This window comes from Cupriavidus alkaliphilus (genome assembly GCF_014191175.1).
Lineage (GTDB): Bacteria > Pseudomonadota > Gammaproteobacteria > Burkholderiales > Burkholderiaceae > Cupriavidus > Cupriavidus alkaliphilus.
In genome coordinates this window covers 273,441-298,148 of record NZ_JACHWE010000002.1, presented here as the reverse complement: position 1 = coordinate 298,148, position 24,708 = coordinate 273,441, and the positions used below count along the sequence as shown (strand labels likewise).

The window sequence follows — 24,708 nt, the reverse complement described above, 5'->3', positions numbered from 1 at the left end:
GCAGTACGGTGTGGCGCATGCCGGTCCGCCACGCCGCCTTCCTGCTGTACGTTGCTTGACGCGCCGCCGGGGGTCAGTTGCGCGCCTTTGCGGAGGGGCGCGTGCTGGCCGCCGCCGTGCTGATCGGCTTGCCTTCCGGCTGCGACAACAACGCTGCCAGGACTTCGGCATCGGGGTCAGCCGCTGCGGACGACGCCTTGCGACGTGCTGTCCGGGTTGGCTTTGCCGCTGTGCTGCTCTTTGCCGCGGCGGCCTTGTCCTTGCTGTTCGCCGCATTCGTCGTGGACTTTGCCGCTGAGGACGCTGTCTTCGCGCTCGATGCCTTTTTGCTAGATTTGCTGATTTCAGCAGACTGTGGCCTGGCCGTTGCGGGCTGGCTGCCCAGAGCGGTCAGTGCAGCCAGCGTCGTGGCTCCCGCAAGCGCACCTGCGGCGGCCGTCGCGCCGTCCACCTTGCCCAGGCTATCCAGTACCGGGTCACTGCTGCCGGCATCGACGATGGTAGCGGCCTGGGGCTGGGGTGGTTCCGCCGCGTGTACCCCTTCCGGCGGTGCAACGGCAGTTGCCGGAGACGACCCCGCCGCATGGCCGGCCAGCGCCTGCGTCCCCGGAGCGCTTGCATCAGCCCCGGCCTGGGCCGGAGCCGACGGCTTGTCCGCCTGCATTGTCACCGGCGCGTCGGCGCCCGGGTCCAGCCATAGCCAGCCGGCCACCGCGGCAGCGGCAACAGCGACCAGTCCACCAGCCACGTATCGGCGACCCGGCTTGCTGGCCGGAGCCTTGGCAGCCATCGGCACGCGACCCTCCAGGCTGGCCAGGATGCGGGTCTGCCCGGCGGCGCCGGCATCGGGCTCGTTGCCGAAGAGGGTGGGTGGCCCCGGCGGCTTCACATCGTCGCTATTGCTCATCTGTCATCAAGAGAATTGAAATAAAATGCGCGGCGGACGCTACCGGTCGGATTTACAATTACCGGCCCGTTGTGTCATATATGGCAAATTCGATCAATTTGGCCTTAGACTTCCGGATTCTACGGCTGGCCTCGTCGAAAGACAAACCCGATACGGGGGACATCCCCCGGGATTGAGACTTCATCGAATACAGATGTAAAAAATACTGAATATGCTGAGTTACCCTTGCGCCCGCCTTCGCCGCAAGGGGCGCAGCCAGCCCGGTCAAGCAGGAAAGCATGGTCTTTGTCGCACTGGTCCTCTATTTCGTGTTGATGGTTGCCGCTGCTGCCGTGCTGCTTCTTCCCGCGGTACGGCAGCGCTGCTTTGCGGTGGCGCGCACGCACTGGCGCCGCGTGAGCACCAGTGCGGCCTCGGCGGGCTCGCAATCGGCCAGCTCGATCCGCCAGTCGGTTGGCAACGCCACCACTACGTTGGCTTCAGCCAGGGACTTCCTGGCAAAGCGCCGCGCCCTGGTGCTGGCGGCCGCGGGCGTGGTAACGCTGCCGCCGGTGGTGGCGCTGGCGTTGCGTCACCGGCAGGTCTTCCAGTTCGAGGACGACGATGGCGTGCGCGAACCGGATCCGCAGATCGCCGCGCTGCTCAATGGCGAGCGGCTGGTGCCACCGCCGCCGCTGCCACCAGAGGTCTTTACCACGCGCGAAGTTGAGCTGATCCGCCCGGCCATCCGCGAGGCCAGCCGCGACTGGGAGCAGCTGGATGCCGATTTCAGGCAGCGGTTGTTGCTGGTCTACAAGATCATGCGCGACGAACACGGCTATGAAATGGCGCTGCTGGAGGGCTACCGCAGCCCGGAACGGCAGGCCAAGCTGGCCGCGATGGGCAGCCATGTGACGCAGGCCGGCGCCTACCACAGCTACCACCAGTTCGGGCTGGCCGCGGACAGCGCCTTCTACCGCGACGGCAAGCTGGTGATCAGCGAAAAAGACCCGTGGGCCATGCGCGGATACGAGTTGTATGGCCGTGCCGCCGAATCCGCCGGTCTGGTCTGGGGCGGCCGCTGGAAGATGATGGATCTCGGGCACGTCGAGCTGCGGCGCCCGGGTGTGCTGGGCAAGCGGCCGGCACAGCAATAACGGCACGATGGCTCCGCATGGCGGGGCTGGCAGGAACATGAATTCAGGACCGGCAGCGGTTGGCCGGGCAATCTGGGGAGAGCGTAGTGGCACGTCCTTTCATTCTGCTGGGCGACAAGACCGACCACGGCGGCGTGGTGATCACCGCCTCGGGCAACACCAGCACCAACGGCAAGGGCATTGCGTGCGTGGGAGATCGTGTTACCTGTCCGCGCTCCGGCCACGGCGGCACTACCGTCATTGTCACCGGCGACCCCAACGTGATCATCGACGGTCGCGCCGCCGCGCGGCATGGCGACAAGACCGCTTGCGGCGCGACCTTGCTGTCCAGCCAGGGCGTAACCGGCAGCGAATGAAGTCCTGGCAGCGAACGGCCGTTTCAAACGCCTTCCCGCCGCTACCCGACACGAAACCATGTTTCCAAGACTGATCAAGTCCACGCTGATTCTGTTCGCGGTGCTCGCCGTGGTGTGGGTGGCGACCATTGCCTGGTGGCAATCGATCAACCGGATGCCGACGACCACTGACATCGTCACGCACCTGGTGCTGATGCCGGCCGGCATGGTGGCCGCTTACCTGGTCATCAAGCGCGCCCTGGACGGCATCCGCAGCAATGTTGCGGCCGCCAGCCAGGCGCCCTCCACCGCCCCGCCCGGGGCTACCGACAATGCCACGGACGGCACCCGGCCGCAGTCGGAAGACCCCACCCGCACCTGGCGCGCGGCGCTGCTTGCCAGCGCGGTGCGCACGCCCGCGGGCAATGCGCCCGATGCGCTGGTGGAGGCCGCCAAGGCCGGCAACCGGCCTGGCCTGGTTGCGCTGGATGGTTTGCCCGGACCTGTCTTTGCTGCCCAGGTTGAGTCGCTCGATATCGACAGCCTGCGCACGGAATTCGCGTCCCGCACGCCCGATCTGGCCTGGGACGACGAGGCCTTGCGCGCGCTCGCGCTGGCCGCGGAGGTGACGGATGAACTGGGCATGCAGGCAGCGGTCTACGCGCCTGCCGGCCACGACATGGCCGTGCCGGACAGCACCGCGCCGCTGGTGGCGACTATGCTGCTGCCGCGCGGGTGGCCGGAAACGCGCCAGGCCGCCGCCGGTGACTGGCTACGCGAGCGCTTGTCCCAGTACTGGCCAGCTGCGCGGCTCACGCTCGAAGCCACGGCCGCGCGCGGCGATGGCGACGCCCTGCTGTTGCTTGACCGCGCAACCCAGGCCGTGAACCGGCCGGTCGACGGCCGGCCGGCGCTGCGCATGCTGGTGGCCGCCGATTCGCTGATTGGCGCTAACGCCGTCGAAGCGCTGGAACTGGAAGACCAGCTCTTCAGTGCGCGCTGCCCGCATGGCCGAACCCCCGGGGAGGCTGCCGCCGGCGTGCTGCTGGGCGCGCACCAGCCTGCCGCGCGCGCCACCGAGACAGACGCTGACGGGGATACGGACGCAGATGCCCAAAGCGCGCCGATCCTGATTGCGCGCACGGCGATGTCCCGCCTGGACGCGCCTACGGCAGACCGTGGCCAGCCACGACTCGAGGCGCTTGCCCAGGCCGTCACCCAGGCCATCGAGACCATTGCCGGCAAGGCCGAAACCGCGCCCAAGGATGCAGCAGACACCGCGCCGCAGTCCGAAGAAGCCCCCCCGGCAGTGGCAACCATCGTCACCGACACCGGCGTCCACCCCGTGCGCACCGTCGAGATCGCCCAGGTCGTCAGTACGCGTTTCCCCACGCTGGACCCGGTTGCCGACCTGCTGGCGCTGGGCTTGCCGTGCGGCTACGCCGGCGCCGCCGGCGCGCTGCTGCCGGTGGTAGTGGCCCACCAGCTGGCGCTGGATGGCGGCCGGCCCGTGCTGGCCCTGAGCGCCGGCGACGCGCAGCAGCGCGGCGCTGTCGCCGTCCTGCCGGCGTGACCCGTGGCGCCAGATCCTGCCTGAACCGCCTGCCCCGAACCGCGCCCCCGAATCCCGAATTGCTCCCGAGCCAAAGGCAACATGCATCGCATCCTTAACTTCCTGACCCACACACGCACGCTGTCGGTATTCGGCGTGGTCGTGCTGACCGTCTTTCTGTTGCTGATGGCGCAGACCTTCGAGATCGGCCTGGCCTGGGTCGCCATTGTCCTGGGCGTGTTGCTGCTGGCATGGCTGGCCACCTATGTGTGGAAGCGCTGGCGCGCGCGCCGGGCCAGCGGCAAGCTCGAGGGCATTCTCGAGCAGCAGGCCGACATGGCCGCCAAGGCCGCGCCGCCCGACAAGCGCGACGAGGTCGAGGCGCTGCGCACGCGCCTGGCCAGCGCCGTGAAGACCATCAAGACCTCGAAGCTGGGCCAGATGTCAGGCAGCGAGGCGCTCTACGAGCTGCCCTGGTACATCGTGATCGGCAACCCGGCAGCGGGCAAGAGCACTGCCGTGCTGAACTCGGGCCTGCAGTTTCCGTTTGCAGACAAGAACAACGCCGTGATCCATGGCATCGGCGGCACGCGCAATTGCGACTGGTTTTTCACTACCGAAGGGATCCTGCTCGATACCGCCGGCCGCTATGCCATCCATGAAGAGGACCGGCGTGAATGGCTGGGCTTCCTGGACCTGCTCAAGCGCTATCGCCCCAAGGCGCCGATCAACGGCATCGTGGTGACGGTCAGCATTCCGGAGCTGACGCAGAACCGGCCCGAGTTCGCCATCAACCTTGCCAAGAACTTGCGCCAGCGTGTTCAGGAACTGACCGAGCGGCTGGAAGTCTTCGCGCCGGTCTACGTGATGTTCACCAAGGCCGACCTGATCACCGGCTTTACCGAATTCTTCGGCGACAACGAAAAGCAGGAGCGCGACCGCGTCTGGGGCGCCACCCTGCCCTTCGCGCTCGAGGAGCGCCGCGACGTGGCAACCGTGTTCGACCAGCGCTTCGACGAGCTGTGCGACGGCCTGAAGGAGATCAGCGTGGCGCAGATCGCGCAGCACCGCAACGGCAAGCTGTCGCCGGGGCTGCTGAGCTTTCCGCTGGAATTTGCCTCGATCAAGCCTACGCTGCGCGCCTTCCTGGTCACGCTGTTCGACGAGAACCCGTTCCAGTACAAGCCCGTGTTCCGCGGCTTCTACTTCACCAGCGCGGTTCAGGAGGCCAGCACCACCAGCGTCTCGGCCGAGCGCATCGCGCGCCGTTTCGGGCTGAAGCTGGAAGGCGTGGCCGGCAACCGCGAGGTGTTCTCGAAGAACGGCTTCTTCCTGCGCGACCTGTTTTCCAAGGTGATCTTTGCCGACCGCCGCACCGTGCGCCAGTTTGCCAGCCCCGCCAAGACTCGGCTGCGCTTTGCCACGTTCTTCGGCCTGGTGGTGGTGCTGGGCCTATTGCTGGGGGGCTGGACCTGGTCGTTCCTCGGCAACCGGCAGCTGACCGCCAACGTGCAGGCGGACCTGGACAAGATCGTCAAGATGCAGCAGAACCGCGTCGACCTGCAGGCGCGGCTGGAGGCGCTTGACATCCTCCAGGACCGCATCGAGCAACTGGAACGCTTCCGCACCGACCACCCGCTGGCGTTGTCGCTGGGCCTGTACCAGGGCGATACGCTGCAGCACAAGCTGCTCGACGAGTACTACAACGGCCTGCGCCAGGTCATGCTGAAACCCGTCGGCGGGGCCATCGAGACCTTCCTGGCAGAGGTCAACGCCCATCCCGACCAACTCGCGCCGATGGTGCGACCGCCTGAAACCGGTGCCGTGACCGCAAAGGCGCTGGCGGCGCCGGCCTCGGCCCCCGCTGCCATGGCCGCCGCGGCCACCGCCACGCCCGCCGCAGGCAAACGCTACACCGACGCCTCGCCCACCAACGTGGAAGATGCGTACAACGCGCTCAAGACCTACCTGATGCTGGCGGACAAGCGCCACGTCGAGGTCGCGCACCTGACTGACCAGATGACCCGGTTCTGGCGCGGCTGGCTCGAAGACAACCGCGGCAACATGCCGCGCGAGCAGTTGATCCGCTCGGCCGAGCGCAGCCTGTCCTTCTACCTGGCGCGCGTCAACGACGACAACTGGCCGCTGCTGGAAGGTAACCTGTCGCTGATCGACCAGTCCCGCGAGAACCTGCGCCGCGTGGTACGGGGCATGCCCGCGCGCGAGCGCGCCTATGCCGAGATCAAGGCCCGCGCCTCCACCCGCTTTGCCCCGATGACCGTGGCCCGCATCGTGGGCGACACAGGTGCTTCGGTGGTCGCCGGCAGCTACGCCGTGCCCGGCACCTTCACCCGCGAAGCGTGGCTCGGCTATGTGCAGCCCGCCATCCGCGAAGCCGCCAGCAAGGAGCTGCAGACCAAGGACTGGGTGCTCAATGTCGCCGCGCGCGACGACCTGACCCTGGAAGGCAGCCCAGAGCAGATCCAGAAGACGCTGGTCACCATGTACAAGACCGAGTACGCGCGGGAATGGCAGCGCTTCATGCAGGGGGTGACCATCCAGGACTTCGGCAGCTTCGAGCAGGCCGTGGCCAGCATGAACCTGCTGGGAGACCCGGCCAACTCGCCGATCCGCAAGGTGCTGGACACGGCGTATGAGCAGACTTCGTGGGACAACCCCTCGCTGCTCAATGCCGGCCTGAAGCAAGCCAAGTCCGGCATGCTGGACTGGTTCAAGCGGCTGATCTCGCGCGGCACGCCCTCGCAGGTCAGCGTCAATGTCGATGTCAGCGGCGCCGGCAGCGCGGCGGGCACGATTCCGATGGGCCCGGTCGGCAAGGAGTTCTCGGGCCTGGCGCGCATCGTCGTGATGCATGACAACAACTCGATGCTGCGCGGCTATATGGAGTCGCTGTCCAAGGTGCGCACGCGCTTCAACCAGCTCAAGAACCAGGGCGACCCGGGACCCGGCGCACGCCAGCTGATGCAGCAGACGCTGGACGGCAACGGTTCGGAGCTGTCGGATGCGCTCAAATATGTCGACGAGCAGATGATGACCGGGCTCACCGACAGCCAGCGCCAGGCGCTGCGGCCGCTGCTGGTGCGCCCGCTGCTGCAGTCTTACGCCGTGGTGATCCGCCCCGCCAGCGTCGAGATCAACAAGGTCTGGAACGCACAGGTGTACCAGCCGTTCAGCCAGACCCTGGCCACCAAGTATCCGTTTGCCTCGGATGCCAAGATCGAGGCCAGCGCGGCGGAGATCGGCCAGATCTTCGGGCCGGAGGGCGCCATCGCCAAGTTCACCACCGCCACCATCGGCCCGCTGTCGGTGCGCCGCGGCGACATGCTGGCAGCGCGTACGTGGGGCGACCTGGGCCTGACGCTGGCGCCGGAATTCACTACCAACTTCACGCGCTGGGTGGCGCCGCTGACCGGCGGCGCGGCGGGAGGCGGCGGCGGCGCCACGGCCGCGGCAGCCCAGCAGACCGTGTTCCAGATCCTGCCGACGCCCGCGACCGGCACCACCGAGTACACCATCGAGATCGACGGCCAGCAGCTGCGCTATCGCAATACGCCGGCGCAGTGGGCCAACTTTGTCTGGCCCAACCCGCAGGGTTCGCCCGGCGCCCGCATCACGGCAACGACGTTCGACGGCCGCTCGGTCGAGCTGCTCAACGAACCCGGCCGCTTCGGCCTGGAGCGCCTGATCGCCACGGCCGCGCGCAAGCGGCGCCCGGATGGCGCCTTCGACCTGACCTGGAGCCGCGACAATATCTCGGTCAGCGTGGCGCTGCGCATCATCAGCAGTCCGCAGACCGCGGGCAATGCCAGTGCTTCCGACTCGCCGCAGAGCCAGGGCCTGCGCGGACTGCGCCTGCCGACCGCGATCGCTGACGCCAATGCGCCGCTCAATACCGCGACGCCGCCGGCCGCTTCGCCGTCGACTTCTCCCGCGGCGCCGCCGTCCGCCCCCCCTGCCCCGAACCCGCAGGCCAGCACGCCGGGCAGCGCGCAGGCCTCGGCCCAAGTCAACCAAGGAGGTACGGCGCAATGAGCCAGCCGACCCAACTCCAGCTGTCCTATTTCGGCAAGATCCCGTCCCGCGGCGACTTCGTCAAAAGTGCCAATAACACCCAGCTGCTCGATACGCTGGACCGCTGGCTCGCGCAGGGCATGGAACTGCTGGCCGAGGATCCGGCCTGGAAAGCCAGCTATGACGCCTGGAAGCCGATGCACTTCGCTTTCCTCGGTTCGCAGAGCAAGCTGGCCATTGCCGGTGCGCTGATGGCCAGCAGCGACCTGTCCTCGCGCCGCTTTCCGTTCCTGACGGCCGCGGCAATGGAGGTCGAGCGCCCCTTGCACTTCATCGCCCGCAGCCCACTGGCACTGGCCCGCCTGTGGACGCGCGCGGGGCAGCAGATGCATGCGCTGGCACAGGCCTCCGATGCCACCGAAGGCCTGCAGCAACTGGGCCAGGCCCAACTGGGCGTGGAGACCGGTGCCGGCGCCCAGACGCACGACGCAAGCTTTGCCGACTTTATCGACTTCCAGACCGTGGCCGGCCTGGAACACATGCTGGCCGGCCAGGGCCAGCAGGTACGCCTGCGCCGCACGCTGCTGGCGCTGGGCATCCTGCTGCAGCCGCTGATGTCGTCCGGCTCGTCGCACCTGGAAAAAGGCCTGACCCTGCCACTGCCCGCCGATCCGCTCTACCGCAGCCTGGTGGCGAGCTTCTGGCTGGAACTGGTGTCGCGCTTCCTGCATCGCGCTGATTTCGAACTGTCGATCTTCCTGGGCCAGATTGGCGGCAACGAGCGGCTGGTGATCGGCTTCAACGGCGCCTCGTCGCGCACGCTGCACGGCGTGATCTCGCCGCTGGCCTACACCGAGCAGAACATCAATATCGATGACCCCGAATGGGTCGAGCAACACGTCAACGGAGACTACGGCATGGCCAAGTTCGTCAGTTACATGGACCAGCCGCAACTGTCGCTGCGCCTCGCGCTGGATACCTTCCGTGAAGTCTTTGCCGGGGAATGAGCATGGGTTTCGATGCAGTACGCAACCGGGCAGCTGATTTCAAGACTGCCTCCATCGCTGTAAAAGCGCGCACGCCAGCGCTGGCAGCTGGATTGCTGGCAGCGCTGACGATGCTACCCGGCCACGCCGCGCCGGGCGATCCTGGTACCACCGGCATCGCTGCGCCTGCTGCCACCGCAGCCGCTGCTTCAGGCCGCGTCGTCGCCGGCGGCGCCGTTCCTGACGAGGCCACCAAGGCCAGCGTGCTGGCGCGCCTGCGCGAGTTGTATGGCAGCGCCAACGTGGTGGATCAGATCGAGGTCGGCAACGTGGTCTCGCCCCCGAACTGGTCGGCCAATGTGCAGAAGATCCTCTCGCCGCAAATCAAGCAGGTCAGCCGCGGCCAGCTCAGCATCGACGGCACGCAGGTATCCGTGCACGGCGACGTGCGCAACGAAGCCCAGCGCCAGCAGATCGCCAGCGACATGGCCACCGGCCTTGGCCAGGCCTATACAGTGAAGAACGGCCTGCGCGTGCCGGCTTCCGAACAGAACCTGCTGGACCAGACCCTGGCCAACCGGATCATCGAATTCGAGACGGGCGCAGCGACGCTGACGCCCAAGGGCCGGGCCATCCTCGATGAAATGGCCGCGGTGCTGCCGCGCCTGAGCGGCCGCAAGATCGAGATCGTCGGCCACACCGACAACTCCGGCAGCCGCGCGCTGAACCTGACGCTAAGCCAGGCACGCGCGGAGACCGTGAAGAACTACCTGATCGGCAAAGGCGGCGAGCCCGGCATGCTGACGGCAGTGGGCGTGGGGCCGGACCAGCCGGTGGCGCCGAATGACAAGGAGGAAGGGCGCGCGAAGAACCGGAGGATCGAGTTCCGGGCGGGGCAGTAACCGCGCATGGCGGTGGACCACGCCGGCGCTTCGATGCTGCCGGCGTGGCTTCGGATCATGCGTCGTTATCGGTCGACGGATCCGTGGTCACGCCCAGCAGCTCCTCGATCTGCGACAACGTGGCATCGTCCTTGACCACCGTGCGCAGCCACGCGTGCAGCGGCATGTCGCCCCATTTGGCAGCGCGCGCCGCCAGATAAGCCACAGGGCTGTGCGGTTCCGTACGTCGAAAAAAATCGGCGACCTCGCGCAATTGGGCCAGCGCCTGGGCACGCGTGCGGATGGGGCCGGCGTGCGTGGCTTCGGCAGCGCCAGCCGGCACGCCTGCATGTCCGCTCTGGGCAGACGCGGATGGTCCCTGGCTCGCCTCTGCACCGGCGGGCCGTTCCACCGGCTTGCCGACAAAGCGCTCCACCAGCATGCGCACTGCTTCCAGCGCCTCGCGCGCTTGGCGGAAGCTGGGCGCGTGCTCGCCGGCCCGCTCGTCCAGCACATCGCCGAGCAACTTCAACGCGGCTTCGCAGGACACCAGGTCCGCATGCAGCGCCGTATAGAATGCCGCCGGCGTCTTCTTGCGCGCCGCCTCGAATTGCTCCTGGCTGACCTTGCCCCGCGACAGCTCGTCCGCCTGCTCCGGATCGCGGCGAATCGCTTCCGCGAGATGCGTGGCCACCTCCCAGTCGACGTAGGCGTATCCGCCGGCCGATGCATCGACCAGCGGAATCTCGCGGATCAGCTGGCTCGACCGCCCTGCCAGCCATGTCACACTGCCGGTGCGGTAGTCGACATCGTCAGCTTCCATCACCGGGTGCAGGTGATCCCAATATTGGCTGCAGAGCTCCGCTGTGAGGCGATAGCCATCGCCCAGGCCCGCAAAACCGCGCTCCTTCGAAAGCGCCTCGGTCAACCAGACCGCCAGGCGAAGATCCTTGGTACGGTCCTGCAGCAGCGAGGTGGCAATGCCGATCACCTCGCGCCAGTCCGCCTCCTTGATGTCGGTCACCCAATCGCCCTGGTCCAGCGACGGATCGTCAGCACGGCGCGCCTCCTGGATGCGGTCGAATTCAGCGGAAAAAAGCAGGTCTTCGCCACAGGGTTGGTCGCCAGGAAGCGGAGCAAGCAGGCGGTCGAACTGGAGGGATGCCATGGTGGTCGGTCAGCCGTGGGAACAAGAAGCAAGTGTACCGTTGGCGGTGCGGTAAGGCCATGGGCGTGGTGTCAGTGCGCGGATTTGCGACGTACACTCTGCCGGACACTGCAGGTTTGCCGGCGCGATTTTCCGCCTGGTGCGTTCCACATCCGTAAAATCGCCGTTGCCCCTTGTGCTGCCTTCCCGCCAATGAAAGGTCTGCTTAGAACCCTGTCACTACAAGCCACGCTAGTCCTCACTGTTTTACTCGTTCCCGTGGCAGCGTACGAACTAGTTTCGCAGTCCAGGTTTCGGGATGTGGAACTGTTGGCATTCGGTGGCGCCCTGGTCTATCCAGCGTACATTGGACTGTGGATCCGAAAGCTGCGAAGTGCCCGGGCCAGGTTCATTCTTTATCATCTGCTGCTGGTACTGGTGACCGCATTCATCGCGCTCATCGCCGGCGGAAATCAGCCCACCATGGCGAGGATGGTGATTCCCGCGCTCGTCGGTGCCGCCGCACTGCCCGTTGCAGCGATTGCCGGGCTGCGCGGCAACCGGTGGCTCGCCATCACGGGCTTGGGCAGTGCCGCCATATCACTGCCTGTCGGCGCCGGCCTGTCATGGGTCATCTTTGTTGCTGCAGCGCTGTCCGGTTTGCGCGGGGGTATATAGCGGCGCTGCCACTAAATGCTAGTGCCTAGCGATTCAAGCGGCGGTTCCGTCTGGACCGAGCCGCTCCCTGCGCTCGGCATCGTATTCAAGGGCCAGCTTCACCGCCTGTTCGCGGTATGCCAGCAGCCGCTCGTCTCCTTCAGGGCCGCCAGTCTTTGCCTTGCCGGCATAGCTCGGCTCCTCGAGAATGACGGGCATGCAGTGGCCATCAATAAGTTTGCACAGGCCCTACATCAGCCTCGTCCTAATCCAGACAACCGGGCTATCGCGCCATGGCCTCATCAAGGCCCTCTGCGGTTCCCCAGCGCCGCATGAACTCCACCTCATCCGCGTTAGCCAGCTTGCCTTCTGCGCGATACACCATTGCAGTCATCACAGCGCCAGCCTGTACGGGCCGCTCCTCTGGCTCTCCAATGCCAGAGTCGCTCTCCCACTCCTTCGGAAAGCGCGCCCACGAGCAAGTGGATTGCGCCAGGGCCATATACAGGGGCAGATAGAATGACACATCCATTTCCAATCTGCATTGTGCAGTGCTTGGCATGCCGCAATAGGTGCTGTAGGCAGGTGGCAGATAGCGCGGCACTTGTTTGAACGACGCCGGGGCATTGGGTGGAATCACATCGACCGAAGGCCCTTCCTCCATATATTGGCGAATGTACTCCCACAGGCCAGCGACTCCCTCCGGGTAGTATGTGTTTGTCGCGGACTCGACAAAGAAGACGTCCTCGCCTTCTGCAGAAGTATCGTCTGCACTGAATGGAGGGTGGTAAAGAACCAGAGGCTGCGCCTGATTGTAGCGGATAACTTTGGGCTCCATGCGTGCGGGAAATGGCTTCAGCACTGCCTCCAGGCGATCCCATGCGAACACCTTGTCGCCACCACAATAGCCAGGTCGCAATACGTAGACCTGGCGAGTCTTGCGGTTGAACCGGACACGCCCGCGCAACGGGCTGAAGAATGCTGTACGCGCACCCAGGCCAATGAACATCATGACGACGAAAAACACGAAGCCGGCCACAAACAACAACATGACCGTCCACCCGCCAATCACCAGCGTGAGCATTGTCGATTCATAGGGTTCGTTCCAGCTGAGGAAAAACACCCTGCCAAACAACAGCGGATGAAGCGCCAGGCCGTACCAAAGCCAAATCGTGAACAGACAACCAAGTAGTACCAGCAGCGCCCAGGACGTCACCAAGCTTTGCACGCCGAAACCAGGGTTAGCAAGTTCCAAATAGGCTTCGTTCTGCGCATAGATGCAACGGCCGGGGATAAAGACTCCCTCGGCGGCACCAGTCTCATCGACGCGCCAACGGCGTTGACCATCGATGTTCAATAGTTCTCGGCTCCTGGCGACAGATCGCCGCTTGGCTCGTACGTACTCGTATTCGCGACCGAACATGATCTCATCACAACGGCGGCTTTCCCGTACCAACGGGTTGAAATTGACTTGATCTGGTAGACCACTTGACGCGAAAAAGCAAAAGCCATCTCGGGCAAGCGAAGGCCGTCAGTCCAAACTATTGAGTCAGCCTTCTACATAAAGAGGAACGGTGCAGCAATCAATAACTACAGCCCTCCCCACAGAAAGGTAGAAAGGGCCCCAATGATCGCCCACCGAAACCCGACCACTTCAACCAGAAATTCGATCTACCACCACGGGGACGTGGGGCAGTTCAAGCCATGATTGGAAGGCTGCCATGAACCAATTTGCGATCCTCTACGAGGAACGCTTCACCCACCCTTATCGTTACGATATTGCTGCCTCACCGTTCCATCGACGGTAAGCCTTTACCTGCCCTGTAGACAAAAAACTGACAGGCCCGTCCGGACTGGGCCGAAGCGCTCGCTGCACTGGACGTTGCATGCGGCAGCCGTCATCAGCGCTATCCAGGTATGCAAGCAATGGGTGATCTCGTTAAGCGCCGGACGCCGCCAGCAACAAGAATGCAAACGCGAATGCGACAAACGGCAATGGAGGCCCGTTCGAAGCAAACTTCGGACCACGGGCCAAAAACAAGAGCAAACACCAAACACTATCCACACTCCTCGATCGACATTCATTTCACCATCGATAAAGGCCAACATCGCCGAACAAATTCATCAACTGAGTCTCGCGCATCGGAACCGGACGCCTTCTGCTCACTTACTCTGAAGGAATGAGCGACTGAACCGGTTCGCTCTTGTACCGTGCCCACAGGCGCTTACCACGTTGGGAGATCCCACATTGCCACCATAGGGCTTGCCATAATTAGCCAGAGCCCCCCCCACAACAACGTTGACAGAACACCAATAACCGCCCATCTGATTCTCAGGTGAGGCAGGCTTCCGTCAAAGGCCGCTTTCTCAATGGCGGACAGCGGGCTCCTGGGATATGCATTATAACCTTCGAATGCCATAGCATTCCGCATTGCGACTGAATATTCAGGATACTTTCCACGGCACTGCATCCATGCAGCGGCTCGCAACCACCAATAACTCACAACTCCGTGAAAGCAAAAATAGCTCCACGCGAACAAGCCCTTCTTCAATCGGAAATCTTGACCCACTAATCCGCTCGATCCGATACGATCCATCCTCGCTAATGTTGCCCGCCTATCATTGACTGGAGGTTGCGCAAGCACCGGCGGCACTTTATCCGGCTCAGAATTCATGTAGCGACGAATGAATTCCCACCGTCGCGCGCATTCGTCTGGCAACCGCGAAAACGGGCCGAGAACTGCAGACTCAACAATTGTTCGGTCTGTGTCGAGCTCTGCGAGCTGCAAAGTGTAGATGGTAGTCGCGCCTGCTGTAGAAACCAGTTTCGAACGAAATACAAATGGGTATGACGAGTCAAGATTTAGCGTACGCCAACCGATCTTCTTCCCTTGCCACACATACACTTTACGGGTCTTACGACTAATAATCACTGGTGGCTTTACAGGGTTAGTTACTACTTTATACACCAGAACAACGGGGCCAATTATGCATGACAGAAAAACACCTGTAACAACCGCCAGTACGCCAAAAGGGGTCTCACGCGCAAGAAGAGGAGGGAGAAAAGTTATCGCACCCAGAAGCATATAGCTGGATATGAAGATACCGATAGTCAGCCACATTCCCCCATCGACATTCATCTCACTATCAACGAAAGTCAGGTAGGCAGGGTTGATTTCCTGGACTTGTTCATGAGCGTCCGGATCATGAGTTGCTTGCTCTTTCCCACGGGGTAATAAAAAACCCCACGCACCACTTTCAGCGGGGAGATGCTTCAACCCCAGAAGCTGGGTTTTTAAATATTTTCCTGCCCCATTCATATATCTACCTCTATTTCTCGGGACGTGCAATCACCAGACTAGTTTGCAGCATTTTCATATTATTCCGATCCGGCCAATAATCGACCGTCATTTCGAATCGCTCAGCGTATATTACGCTGGATCGATTGGAAAGTTTATTGATTGCCTTGGTAATAAAACTTTCCTGCATGGTTGCGAACATGCCAGACAGCCTCATTACACTACTTTTTGGCTCGATCTTCAGGATCGGACCCTCTCGCATACCTGTCAACTGCGCACTAATTGTGGAGCGCGTCGCATTCGGCTTACCATCCTCACAAAGAATTTCACCAACAGAACTGCGCTTTCCCTCTGCATCAATTGCAGTGAATGCGATCGCCAGACGGCTACCATCAGCATAGCGTGGAAGTGCTACTTCGTAGGTAGCGACAATGCCAATCCCTTTTGAATCCGACGCAACATTCAACTTCGCGCTGGCAACAAGCATCATTCGATTCAGCACGATAATCTCTTCATCCAATCCGACGAACGGAAATACTCCCCTTCTTTTCAGATCGTAACACGCGTTCTTTTCACCTAACGCTCGCAACTCGCCTTTGCCGAACACTCCATTATCCAGCCAATACTCTACAGGGAGATAGTTTTCATCATCCGTTATAAATGCCTGCCAGGCGAAATACAGTGACACACCAATCAATGCGATGGTAAGCAAAGCCCAGCCGACGGGTCCGAGACTCAAGCCAAGAATCGCAACACTTCCTCCAGTGGCAGCTGCGGTCGCAGCGCCAACTCCCGAAACGCCAGCGACCGCTACAAAGATGCCTGTGCCAATCGTCCAGAGACCGGAATCATAGTCCTTCTTATAGACTTTATTGGCTCCCTTAACTATTAGGTATGCGCCCTCTATGAAACCTGCTACCGCACCGAACCGGGAGGCCACGATCATCCTTGGCATGACGCTTTCCTTGGCGACTCCCCGTAGAATGGAAATTGCACCTGCAATCTCCAAGCCCGCGCCCACCGATGACAAAACTGCTGTTGTCATGCCCACTCCCGCCTCCGCTTTCCCCCATCCGTCCTGTGCTTTACCCAGGTCCGCTAAAGCGTTATTAAACGCATTAATTTGAAAGAAAACTACACCGGCCGAAAGCACAGCATCTACCCCTGTACTACGGAGTGTAAGAGCATTTTCCAGCCATGGATTCGGTGCTCCAACCCTCGAGCCAGCTGCGCGCGCTGCAGCTAGCTCCACTTCTCTCAAGCCAAATTTGCGCATCATGTCAGCGCTCAGCTTTCCATCCCCCGCTTGAACCCGCTGCACGATCCACGCAGCCGTCACGCCCGTCGCGTTCCTGCCCGGCGCCTCGAAGAGCACAGCTCCCTCTACCGCTTCAGACAATGCCAAGCCTCGCTGTCCAAGATTGCCTTTAGTAGACAAGTAGGGCCCTCGCCCATTCTTGGGCGCGATTTGAATCGGAGCTTTTGTAGAAAGCCTTGCCTCACCGCTTCCTACAGCCATGATTAGTTGCGCCATCCGCTCAAATGGTCCCTTCACCACCACAGGCTGGGGAACAACATCTGCGCGTACGAGGAGCGTCATCGCCACCCGTCGCATAATTTTTTGATAAGCTTCCGGGTCTCGACTCAGTAGTCTCCCCATTCGACCAGCTACAGTCTCAATCAGCGCAGCAGTAGCATCGTTCGCTGCACGCTTGGCACGAATGGCAGCCCGAAATTCATTTACCTTTTTTATGCCATCAACTGACCAATCCTTGGCCAACGCCGTTGCACCTTTGACGGAGTCATAAATTTTATCTTCCTTCTTTTGATCCGTCAGATACTGTTGAAAGTCCGTATGCAGTCCAGAAAGACTTCGCTCAAACCAGTTGTCTTCCTTCGCCTTAACGCCCCTTAGCACCGGTTCCCATACCTTTTCATGCTCGGTTTTGGTCAGCCCCGATCCGCACACGCAGATCGACACCATACGCTCTAAATCAAGCGCACTTACAGCATTGGTCTGTGAAAAATCCTCCCGCTGAATCTGAGCCCACTGCTGCGACTCCTTCCACTTTACAAAATCATCACTAGCGCGTTCAATCCGCGCGTTGAGTGCCTTAACCGCGTCCGCCTCACGCTTTGCTGCTTCCCACGCAGGCTGATTAATGTGCTTCAGATACCGGTCCGGCCCGTAGCTGTTAAACCAGCCGGGATCCTCTTTGGCACTCTGCACAATTCCGGCAATGACCTCGGCAATTATCCGCTTCCTAGCAATCTCTTCGTTGCCAACGCCATTCATGGCGGCCAACTCAGCTGTCAGGCGGTTCCTGTACCAGTTGAGCTGGCTCGTCACACCTACTGGATCTGGCAGCGCCAGAATCACACCTGTCTTGCCCGCCGTCTTCTGCGACATGTTCGCCATCTGACGTGCGAGTTCAGATCCTTTGCTGCCCGAGTGGGCCAGCGAGGTAACGATTGGCGAGATCGGCTTGGCATTTTGCAGATACCAAGGAGCTCCGCCTGCCACAGCGTGGCGCGCATCCGCGCTACGCGAATGAAGCGGTTCAAATAGAGCTTCATTGAGTTTGCTTATGGCAGCAGGAGAGGCGTAGTCTGCCACGTAATTCCCAACGTCAGGCCGCATATTCAGCGCACTTGGAACGGCCCTCCCCTTACCGACGTTGCCTGCGGCCATCGCGACTACGTCAATTTCCATCATGCGGCGGTCGCGACATCCTCCCCTATTTTCGGCGTAGTTCTTCAGCACATCGTCGGCCCACCGGTAACGGCTATATGCAATCCATACCTTCGGCGTTGTTTGGGGATTTAGGACCAACACCTGGAGTGCAACCGGGTTATGCTCACCGCGCTTGCAAGCGGTTGGTGCATCCAACGGCTCTCGCTCACCAGGGTTGCCCGGCAAAGCCGAAGCAGGCATCGATCGCAACAAGCCAGACGAATCGATGAGATATGCATCCCACGTCTTGTCGGGCTTCAGCACATAAAGGTATCCTGCCAGGACCGCTCGCAGGTAGCTCCAGCTTTCGGCGAGCTCCCCAGCACTTACAGCTTTCGCTAGCATGTCAATCTCAGCGCCTGCCTGGGTTCTAAGCACCGGGAACGGATCAGACTTGACGGCCTTTGGCAGAACTCCAATCAATGTGGGCAGCACGGCGAGGCCTTCCTTTACGCAATCCGGACACTTACCTCGTCCGCCCGCACGGCTGTTTGTCGACGCCTTTTGTACTGCAGCTGCAATTCCTGTGTCCGACATGCTTATCCTCCATCCCGTACCAACTGCGCACCTTGCAATTCGACTTTTAAGGAAGTCCACCAATCATCAGTAAAGGCGTCAAGACCACTCAAGGGCGATCTGCGCTCCTCCTTGGCATTCAACATAGCTCCGCGTACCAGTGGATGCGCATCAAATTCCGGCCCAATCAAGACGCCAAACAGCGCATAGCGTATTTGCTCTTCCTGCGTATCAAGTTCCCACGTTTCGACAGCCTTTCTCACTGCCTTAGCGACACGTTGCTGCAGTTCCGGCGTAGACGACGCGTGATCCATGTCTTGCAATACATCGAGGGTACGATTGGTGGATTCGGCAAGCATCATGACCTGCAATTGTTCGTTGTCCAAAACAACTTGACTTGAACACCCGGAATCCGGCTCGAGACCAATCACCTTCCGTAAGCTGGCATCTCGGCCCAACCACCACCATGCTGACACGCAAGAGAAGAAATTCTCGCGATGTTTCAACGTTAGGGCCCAAGACAGCAGATCGAGGATACGCGGATCCCAATAGCGAAAAAGCCGACGTTGGTAGGTGACACTCATTACTGAGCGCTCCGCCAATCGCTTAGCCAGTATCTCGGTGGTGGCATGACTTGCGACCCACCCGCAAACGGACCTACCAAACTCGCGGCGGTCCTCTTCGCGAAGTGCCTGCTCGATGGCAATACTAAGGCTCTCATCTAACGAAAGGTCACGACCTATATCGCCAAGCGGTGCTAAGTAGGGACGACGGTCAGAAGGAATTCCCGCGTACGAGATTGGCAATGTCACCGCATTTTCACGCGCAGGCACTCGAGCCAGAGGATCGTGCAGAACCGTGTCGACCAGAACATAGAGTTTTGCCCCCTCCATCTGGTCGAGGTCAGCGAACAACGCATCTCGGAGCCGCAATTGAAGCGCATCTTTATCCATTACCGATTCAAGCAAACGCCGCCCCTCCCTGGGTGGCACCACCTAACGCCGCGGCGCAGCCCTTGTAGTTGCCTGTGGGCAGATCTATTTGCGCCCCGCTCCCCCCCGGCCCCACAAACAAATGCTGCCCCCCCTTAAACGTAGTCATCCCCGGCGCATGCACCTCGATCGTGTTCCCCAGCACCCGGATCTGCGCCCCGGCCGCATTCAATAGCACATGCTCCTTCGCTTGCACATTGACCGCCCCCTGAGACGAGGACACCGTCACCAGCTTTTCCGCGGCGATGCGTCCCTGTCCCTGCAAGCTGGCAACCCCCACCTTCCCACTCGCCGCATGCATGGCAATCCCCGCACCGGCCTCACCCCCAGCCTTGCCATGGGTGAACAAACTCAGCCCGTCCGCCACCGCCACCGACAAATTCCCGCCCGCCGCCACATTGGCATCCTTCTGCGCCGCCATCGTCAGTTGCGTACCCGCGACCAGCACCGCATCGGCAGGCGTGGTTGCGGCGATGCCCTGGGGGGCGGAGACCTGCAGGTGGGGCTCGTTGTAGGCAGTGGCGCTGGCCTTGCCATCGGTCCCCGTTTCCGTATGGCGCAGCACTTCGGTGGTGTGCTTCAGCTGGGCGATGGCCGGCAGTTCGGCGGGGGCCGGCTCCTCCGGTAAATCCGCCTTCTGCTTGTGCGCGACATCGGCCAGCGAGGTCAGCAGTTCGGTGCTGGCTTCCACCTGCGTTGCAGCGCCCTCGCTGTCCAGCAACGGCACGCTGGTGCCCGCGCCGTGGGCGGTGAGCAGCATGCCGGAGCCGCCGCGCAGGGCGCCGCTGTCGGCTGTCTCCAGCGCGGCACCGTGGCCGAGTGCGGCCTGGCGGGCGTTGTCACGCTGGTCCAGGTGGTGGCCCAGCGTCAGCGCCGAGGCTGCCTGCGTGGTCGACAGCAGCGTGCGGCTCTGCCCGGCGGTATCGTCGAAGACCAACTGGTTGTAGCCGCCGGTGCCATCCTGGCTGTGGGCCAGCGCCTGGGTCTTGATGCCGGACAGCACCGCATTGTGGGCATGGCCTTGCTGGCCATCGGGCTGGCTGTTACCGTCCTGCTTGCCATCGGCGGCCTCGTTGCTGCCGGCAAACCACGCGGGTGCGTTGCCGGTGGCGTTGGCAGCGCCGGTCTGGTTCTGGTTGTACTGGGCGCTGGCCTGTCCGCGGCCGTTGTAGGCGGCGCCGATCACCACCGGGCGGTCGATGTCGCCATGCTGGAATTCAACCACCACTTCCTGGCCGACCCGCGGCAGCGCCACACCGCCCCAGTTGGGGCCGGCAACCGGGGTCGATACGCGCACCCAGCTGCCCAACCCGGCTTCGGCGCGGGCGTTGTCGTCGCCGGCGGGATGGGATAGCCGGCTGGCCGAACGGGCGCCGCGCTGCCAGTGGAACTGGACCTTTACCCGATGGTCGCGGTCGGTATGCACGCGACCGTCCGTGCCGATGACGACGGCGGTCTGGGCGCCGGTGACCGTGGGCCGGGGGTGCAGTTGGCGGCCCTGCCCGTCAAGCTGTTGCGGGCGGTATGGGACCTTTGCTGGCACTACCGTAAATTGGTTGCGGTAGAACGGCACGTCCGCGGCTGCCGTAGCGCCTTCTGCTGGCACCGCGGCAGCCTGGTCTGTCCCGAGCAATTGATCGATGACGCCGCGGAAGCGCTCGTTCAGGTTGTTGCGGGCCGCATGCGCCACCGCCAGGACGACAAAGCGGCGCTCGTCGTCTCCTTGCACGTGTTCGTAGTCATAATGGCCGGTCAGCATGAAGCGGCTGGCAGGCGTCAGCGTGCGTACGCTGCCTTCGCCAGAGAACGACAGACGTCGTACTTCCAGCGCCTCCGCTAGTTGCCGGGCATGGCGCTGCGCCTGCTCGCCGTCCTCGAACCAGTATTGGCCGGGGTAATCGGTGTCTTGCAAGGACGGGGCGGCTGAATTGCCCTCGGTCGATGCACCGGCCTCGGCACTGCGAACCGCCTTGGCACGATAGTCCCAGCTCGCCACGGCTACGGCGTTGGTCTGCAACCTGCGCGTGCCTTGCCAGCGGTCGATCACGTCTTCGGCAGCGGTGGCATCGGCGCGGCCGAAGCGGATGCTGGCCTGTTCGTTGTCCTGGAAGACATCGTTGGCATCGGCGATCACCATGCGGTGCGTGCCAAGTGCCTCGCCGTCGGCGGCTTCATGCTCGAAGTAATAGAACAAGCCCTCTTCAGCGAGCAGGCGCGTCACGAAATCGAAGTCGCTCTCTTCGTACTGCGTGACGATGCTGCGGCGCGGATATGCCGAGGCGTCGCGCAGTGCCCAGCGCCACGCCGGCACCAGCTTGCCCTGACCGTTGTAGTCGCCGAACACGCTGTCCACCAATTCGACCACTGACATGTCCTGGAACAGGAAACTGTCGCGTCGGTGGCGCAGGAACGCCAGCCATGGCTCGACCACCATCCGGTAGCGCGCCAGCCCGCCGTTGGCGCCCACGCGCTCAAAACGTGTGACGTGGCCATGGAAGGGCCGCAGCGTGGTGCGGCTGCGCTGGGTCAGCAGGTCGACGCGCACGGCCTGGCCCAGCAGGCTTTGCGCTTCGATGCCGGCGTTATCCGACACCGCCGTCAGTTCGATGCGGAACCCGCCGCCGTCCAGCTGCTCTGCCGCTTGCAACTGCTCCGGCATCAGCGCGTCTTGCCCAAGGGGCGTCTGCAGGCGCAGCAAGCGGTTGGCCTGCAAGAAAGCGGCGCCAAGCAATTTGGCCAGGTCGGTCGCTGAAACCATGGATTACTCCCGCGATGTCACGAGTCTGCGCATGCCGATATCAGCTGATGCGGTACTTGAACTCACCGTTCTTGCCCGTGGTGACCTTGATCTTGTCGACGCCGCCGCCTTCAGCCATGCGCACCAGTACGGTTTGCGCGATCTCCGGAAGCAGCGTCCCGTTCAGGATATGGTCGACCGCACGCGCACCGGCATCGACTTCGGTGCAGCGCGCCAGCACCGCCTCGACCAGCGCGTTGTCCCACTGGAATTCCGCCTGGTGGTTGGCGGCCACGCGGTCGCGGATGCGGCCGAGCTTGAGCGTGATGATCTCCACCAGCACGTCGTCCGGAATCGGGTAGTACGGCACCACCTTGGTACGCCCCAGGAAGGCCGGCTTGAAGGCCTTGTACAGCGTCGGCCGCAGCATCTCGGCCAGCGCATCGGCGTCAGGCAGTTCCTCGGTGGACTTGTTCAGGCAGGCCTGCATGATCGCCGACGAGCCGACATTCGACGTCAGGATGATGATGGTGTTGCGGAAGTCGATGGGCCGCCCTTCGGCATCGTCCATCTCGCCCTTGTCGAACACCTGGAAGAACATTTCCAGCACGTTCGGGTGGGCTTTCTCGATCTCGTCCAGCAACACCACGCTGTAGGGGTTGCGCCGCACGGCCTCGGTCAGCACGCCGCCCTCGCCGTAACCTACATAGCCCGGCGGCGATCCCTTCAGCCCCGACACGCTGTGCGCTTCCTGGTACTCGCTCATGTTGATGGTGATGAGCTTGCGTTCGCCACCGTAGAGGATATCTGCCAGCGCCAGCGCGGTTTCGGTCTTGCCAACGCCGGACGGGCCGGCGAACAGGAACACGCCGCGCGGCTTGTTGGGATCTTCCAGGTTCGCGGTGGCGGTGCGCACGCGCTGGGCGATTGCCTCCAGCGCATGGTCCTGGCCGATCACGCGTGCGGCCAGCAAGGGCTTCAGGTTCAGCACCGTGCGCAGTTCATCCTTGACCATGCGGCCAAGGGGAATCCCGGTCCATGCCGATACGATCTCCGAAACCACGTGACCGTCCACCTGCAATGGCACCATCGGCGCCTCACCCTGGAGCGCACGAAGTTGCGCCAGCAGCCCGTCAAGTTCGTCGGGCTCCGCAGCCGCAGCGGCTGCCTTGCGGCTGCCCTTGCGCGGCATTGCCACCACATCGCTGTTGGCGGCCATGGCCGGCTCGGCTGCTTCCGCCTCCGCATCGTTGCCCTGCTCCCGCGCGGTGCGCAGCGCCTGGATACGTGCCACCAGCTCGCGCTCCTGCGCCAGGCGCGCATCGGCGGCGGCCACGCGTTGTTCCAGTTCGGCGCGCTGTACTTCCAGCGTTGCCAGACGCTCCGCGTGCGCGGCGCCGGCGCGTTGCTCGCGCTGCAGCGCGGCCAGTTCTACGGCCAGGCGCTCGAGCGCCTTGCGATCGTCCTCGATCGCGCCTGGCGTGGCGTTCTGCCCCAGCGCCACCTTGGCGCAAGCGGTATCGAGCACGCTGACCGCCTTGTCCGGCAGCTGGCGGCCGCTGATGTAGCGATGCGACAGACGCACCGCCTCGGTGATAGCCTCGTCCAGCACGCGCACGCTGAAATGGCGCTCCATCAGCGGAACCATGCCGCGCAGCATCGCGGCGGCCAGCGTCTCGCTGGGCTCGTCGACCTTGACAACCTGGAAGCGCCGCGCCAGTGCGGCGTCCTTCTCGAAGTACTTCTTGTACTCGCTCCACGTGGTCGCGGCGATGGTCCGCAGCTCGCCGCGCGCCAGCGCCGGCTTGAGCAGGTTGGCGGCATCGTTCTGCCCGGCCTGGCCGCCTGCGCCGATGATGGTATGGGCTTCGTCGATAAACAGGATGATGGGCTGCGGGCTCTTGCGGACCTCCTCGATCACGTTCTTCAGGCGATTCTCGAATTCGCCTTTCACGCTGGCACCGGCCTGCAGCAGCCCCATGTCGAGCGTACGCACGGTCACGCCCTGCAGCGGAGGCGGCACGTCGCCCACTGCAATACGCTGCGCAAGGCCTTCGACCACCGCGGTCTTGCCGACGCCGGCCTCGCCGGTCAGGATCGGGTTGTTCTGCCGGCGCCGCATCAGGATGTCGATGACCTGGCGGATTTCGGCATCGCGCCCAATCACCGGGTCGATGCGGCCATCGCGGGCCGATTGGGTCAGGTCGACAGTGAACTGGTCGAGCGCCGGCGTCGCGGTCAGCGCGGGCGCTGCCGTGGCACCGTTGGCGCTTGCCGTGGCGCCACTGCCATCGACAATGTCCACCGCCTGCTCCCGCTCTTCGGAACCGGCGGTGAGCTTGTCGAAATCATGCTTGAGGCGGTCCGCATCGAACTCGGCAAAGCGATGCGAGCCGCGAACCGCCAGCGGCGCCAGCGCCGGCTCTGTCAGCAAGGCCAGCAGCAGGTGGCCCGATCGGATGCGGGTGGTCTGGGAGTCGAGCGACGCAATCAGCCACGCATGTTCGAACAGCTTCGGCAGATAGGGCGAGAAGGCCGGCGTGCGCGTGTTGCCGTTCTTGAAGCGCGCGATTTCCGCTTCCAGGTCGCGCTGCAACGCGGAAGGATCGATGCCGCTGGTGCGCACGGCCACAGAGAAATCGCTGCGCGCGTTCTCCAGCAACGCCAGGAACAGATGCTCCAGGTCGACCTCATAGTTGCCGCGCGCCATGCACAGCGACGCGGCGCGCTCTGCGGCCTGCCGGCAGCTTGCATTCAGTTTGGCGATCAACGTCTTGAGGGGAATGGCCATGGCGGC

16 protein-coding genes are annotated in these 24,708 nt (G+C 63.0%); 7 read left to right on the top strand and 9 right to left on the bottom strand.

Going from position 1 to position 24,708, the window contains the following annotated elements:
• Positions 1 to 73 precede the first annotated feature (73 nt).
• On the bottom strand, positions 74 to 907 hold the full coding sequence (locus tag FHX60_RS07955) for a hypothetical protein (protein ID WP_183283009.1): 834 nt from the start codon (positions 905 to 907) through the stop codon (positions 74 to 76).
• Positions 908 to 1,185: 278 nt separating this feature from the next.
• Here FHX60_RS07955 and FHX60_RS07950 point away from each other — a divergent pair, with 278 nt between their 5' ends.
• From FHX60_RS07950 to FHX60_RS07925, 6 genes are all read left to right on the top strand, one after another.
• Positions 1,186 to 2,043 (top strand): M15 family metallopeptidase, encoded by an 858-nt coding sequence (locus FHX60_RS07950; RefSeq protein ID WP_112775182.1) that lies wholly within the window; start codon positions 1,186 to 1,188, stop codon positions 2,041 to 2,043.
• An 86-nt stretch (positions 2,044 to 2,129) separates the two neighbouring features.
• Positions 2,130 to 2,399 carry a PAAR domain-containing protein gene (locus tag FHX60_RS07945; RefSeq protein ID WP_116325407.1) on the top strand — a complete coding sequence of 90 codons (270 nt, stop codon included), beginning with the start codon at positions 2,130 to 2,132 and terminating at the stop codon, positions 2,397 to 2,399.
• Between the two features lie 58 nt (positions 2,400 to 2,457).
• Complete coding sequence (locus tag FHX60_RS07940; protein WP_183283008.1) at positions 2,458 to 3,951, top strand: hypothetical protein; 1,494 nt, start codon at positions 2,458 to 2,460, stop codon at positions 3,949 to 3,951.
• A gap of 81 nt (positions 3,952 to 4,032) precedes the next feature.
• Positions 4,033 to 7,983, top strand: coding sequence for a type VI secretion system membrane subunit TssM (gene tssM, locus FHX60_RS07935; protein ID WP_183283007.1), 3,951 nt, complete (start codon positions 4,033 to 4,035; stop codon positions 7,981 to 7,983).
• Positions 7,980 to 8,969: a type VI secretion system-associated protein TagF gene (tagF, locus tag FHX60_RS07930; RefSeq protein WP_112775178.1), complete on the top strand. Its 990-nt coding sequence runs from the start codon at positions 7,980 to 7,982 to the stop codon at positions 8,967 to 8,969. Before tssM ends, tagF begins: the two co-directional genes overlap by 4 nt.
• Positions 8,970 to 8,971: 2 nt before the next feature.
• Positions 8,972 to 9,850, top strand: coding sequence for an OmpA family protein (locus FHX60_RS07925; protein ID WP_183283006.1), 879 nt, complete (start codon positions 8,972 to 8,974; stop codon positions 9,848 to 9,850).
• Positions 9,851 to 9,905: 55 nt separating this feature from the next.
• Here the strand turns inward: FHX60_RS07925 and tssA are convergent, their stop codons facing one another.
• On the bottom strand, positions 9,906 to 10,997 hold the full coding sequence (gene tssA / locus FHX60_RS07920) for a type VI secretion system protein TssA (protein ID WP_183283005.1): 1,092 nt from the start codon (positions 10,995 to 10,997) through the stop codon (positions 9,906 to 9,908).
• A 300-nt stretch (positions 10,998 to 11,297) separates the two neighbouring features.
• Here tssA and FHX60_RS07915 point away from each other — a divergent pair, with 300 nt between their 5' ends.
• The gene (locus tag FHX60_RS07915) at positions 11,298 to 11,654 is read left to right on the top strand and encodes a hypothetical protein (protein ID WP_183283004.1); all 357 of its coding nucleotides are present in this window, start codon (positions 11,298 to 11,300) and stop codon (positions 11,652 to 11,654) included.
• A 33-nt stretch (positions 11,655 to 11,687) separates the two neighbouring features.
• Here FHX60_RS07915 and FHX60_RS07910 read toward each other — a convergent pair whose 3' ends face one another.
• From FHX60_RS07910 to tssH, 7 genes are all read right to left on the bottom strand, one after another.
• Entirely contained in the window at positions 11,688 to 11,852 is a 165-nt protein-coding gene (locus tag FHX60_RS07910) for a hypothetical protein (RefSeq protein WP_183283003.1), read from the bottom strand.
• Positions 11,853 to 11,916: 64 nt separating this feature from the next.
• A complete protein-coding gene (locus FHX60_RS07905) occupies positions 11,917 to 12,990 on the bottom strand; it encodes a DUF6708 domain-containing protein (protein WP_260163730.1) in 1,074 nt (357 codons plus the stop codon).
• Between the two features lie 868 nt (positions 12,991 to 13,858).
• Positions 13,859 to 14,953, bottom strand: a complete 1,095-nt coding sequence (locus tag FHX60_RS07900; protein ID WP_183283001.1) for a DUF6708 domain-containing protein — start codon at positions 14,951 to 14,953, stop codon at positions 13,859 to 13,861.
• Between the two features lie 10 nt (positions 14,954 to 14,963).
• On the bottom strand, positions 14,964 to 18,203 hold the full coding sequence (locus tag FHX60_RS07895) for a toxin VasX (RefSeq protein ID WP_311728176.1): 3,240 nt from the start codon (positions 18,201 to 18,203) through the stop codon (positions 14,964 to 14,966).
• A gap of 2 nt (positions 18,204 to 18,205) precedes the next feature.
• On the bottom strand, positions 18,206 to 19,135 hold the full coding sequence (locus FHX60_RS07890; protein ID WP_183282999.1) for a DUF4123 domain-containing protein: 930 nt from the start codon (positions 19,133 to 19,135) through the stop codon (positions 18,206 to 18,208).
• A gap of 7 nt (positions 19,136 to 19,142) precedes the next feature.
• Positions 19,143 to 21,932 (bottom strand): type VI secretion system Vgr family protein, encoded by a 2,790-nt coding sequence (locus FHX60_RS07885; RefSeq protein ID WP_183282998.1) that lies wholly within the window; start codon positions 21,930 to 21,932, stop codon positions 19,143 to 19,145.
• A 40-nt stretch (positions 21,933 to 21,972) separates the two neighbouring features.
• Positions 21,973 to 24,702, bottom strand: coding sequence for a type VI secretion system ATPase TssH (gene tssH / locus FHX60_RS07880; protein ID WP_183282997.1), 2,730 nt, complete (start codon positions 24,700 to 24,702; stop codon positions 21,973 to 21,975).
• Between the last annotated feature and the right edge of the window lie 6 nt (positions 24,703 to 24,708).

What these genes read in the sequence shown, in the direction of transcription:
- FHX60_RS07885 (WP_183282998.1), bottom strand. Translation starts at nt 21,932, where the DNA reads ATGGTTTCAGCGACCGACCTGGCCAAATTGCTTGGCGCCGCTTTCTTG.
- FHX60_RS07940 (WP_183283008.1), top strand. Translation starts at nt 2,458, where the DNA reads ATGTTTCCAAGACTGATCAAGTCCACGCTGATTCTGTTCGCGGTGCTC.
- tssM (WP_183283007.1), top strand. Translation starts at nt 4,033, where the DNA reads ATGCATCGCATCCTTAACTTCCTGACCCACACACGCACGCTGTCGGTA.
- FHX60_RS07950 (WP_112775182.1), top strand. Translation starts at nt 1,186, where the DNA reads ATGGTCTTTGTCGCACTGGTCCTCTATTTCGTGTTGATGGTTGCCGCT.
- FHX60_RS07925 (WP_183283006.1), top strand. Translation starts at nt 8,972, where the DNA reads ATGGGTTTCGATGCAGTACGCAACCGGGCAGCTGATTTCAAGACTGCC.
- FHX60_RS07955 (WP_183283009.1), bottom strand. Translation starts at nt 907, where the DNA reads ATGAGCAATAGCGACGATGTGAAGCCGCCGGGGCCACCCACCCTCTTC.
- FHX60_RS07890 (WP_183282999.1), bottom strand. Translation starts at nt 19,135, where the DNA reads ATGGATAAAGATGCGCTTCAATTGCGGCTCCGAGATGCGTTGTTCGCT.
- FHX60_RS07910 (WP_183283003.1), bottom strand. Translation starts at nt 11,852, where the DNA reads ATGCCCGTCATTCTCGAGGAGCCGAGCTATGCCGGCAAGGCAAAGACT.
- tssH (WP_183282997.1), bottom strand. Translation starts at nt 24,702, where the DNA reads ATGGCCATTCCCCTCAAGACGTTGATCGCCAAACTGAATGCAAGCTGC.
- tagF (WP_112775178.1), top strand. Translation starts at nt 7,980, where the DNA reads ATGAGCCAGCCGACCCAACTCCAGCTGTCCTATTTCGGCAAGATCCCG.
- tssA (WP_183283005.1), bottom strand. Translation starts at nt 10,997, where the DNA reads ATGGCATCCCTCCAGTTCGACCGCCTGCTTGCTCCGCTTCCTGGCGAC.
- FHX60_RS07900 (WP_183283001.1), bottom strand. Translation starts at nt 14,953, where the DNA reads ATGAATGGGGCAGGAAAATATTTAAAAACCCAGCTTCTGGGGTTGAAG.
- FHX60_RS07895 (WP_311728176.1), bottom strand. Translation starts at nt 18,203, where the DNA reads ATGTCGGACACAGGAATTGCAGCTGCAGTACAAAAGGCGTCGACAAAC.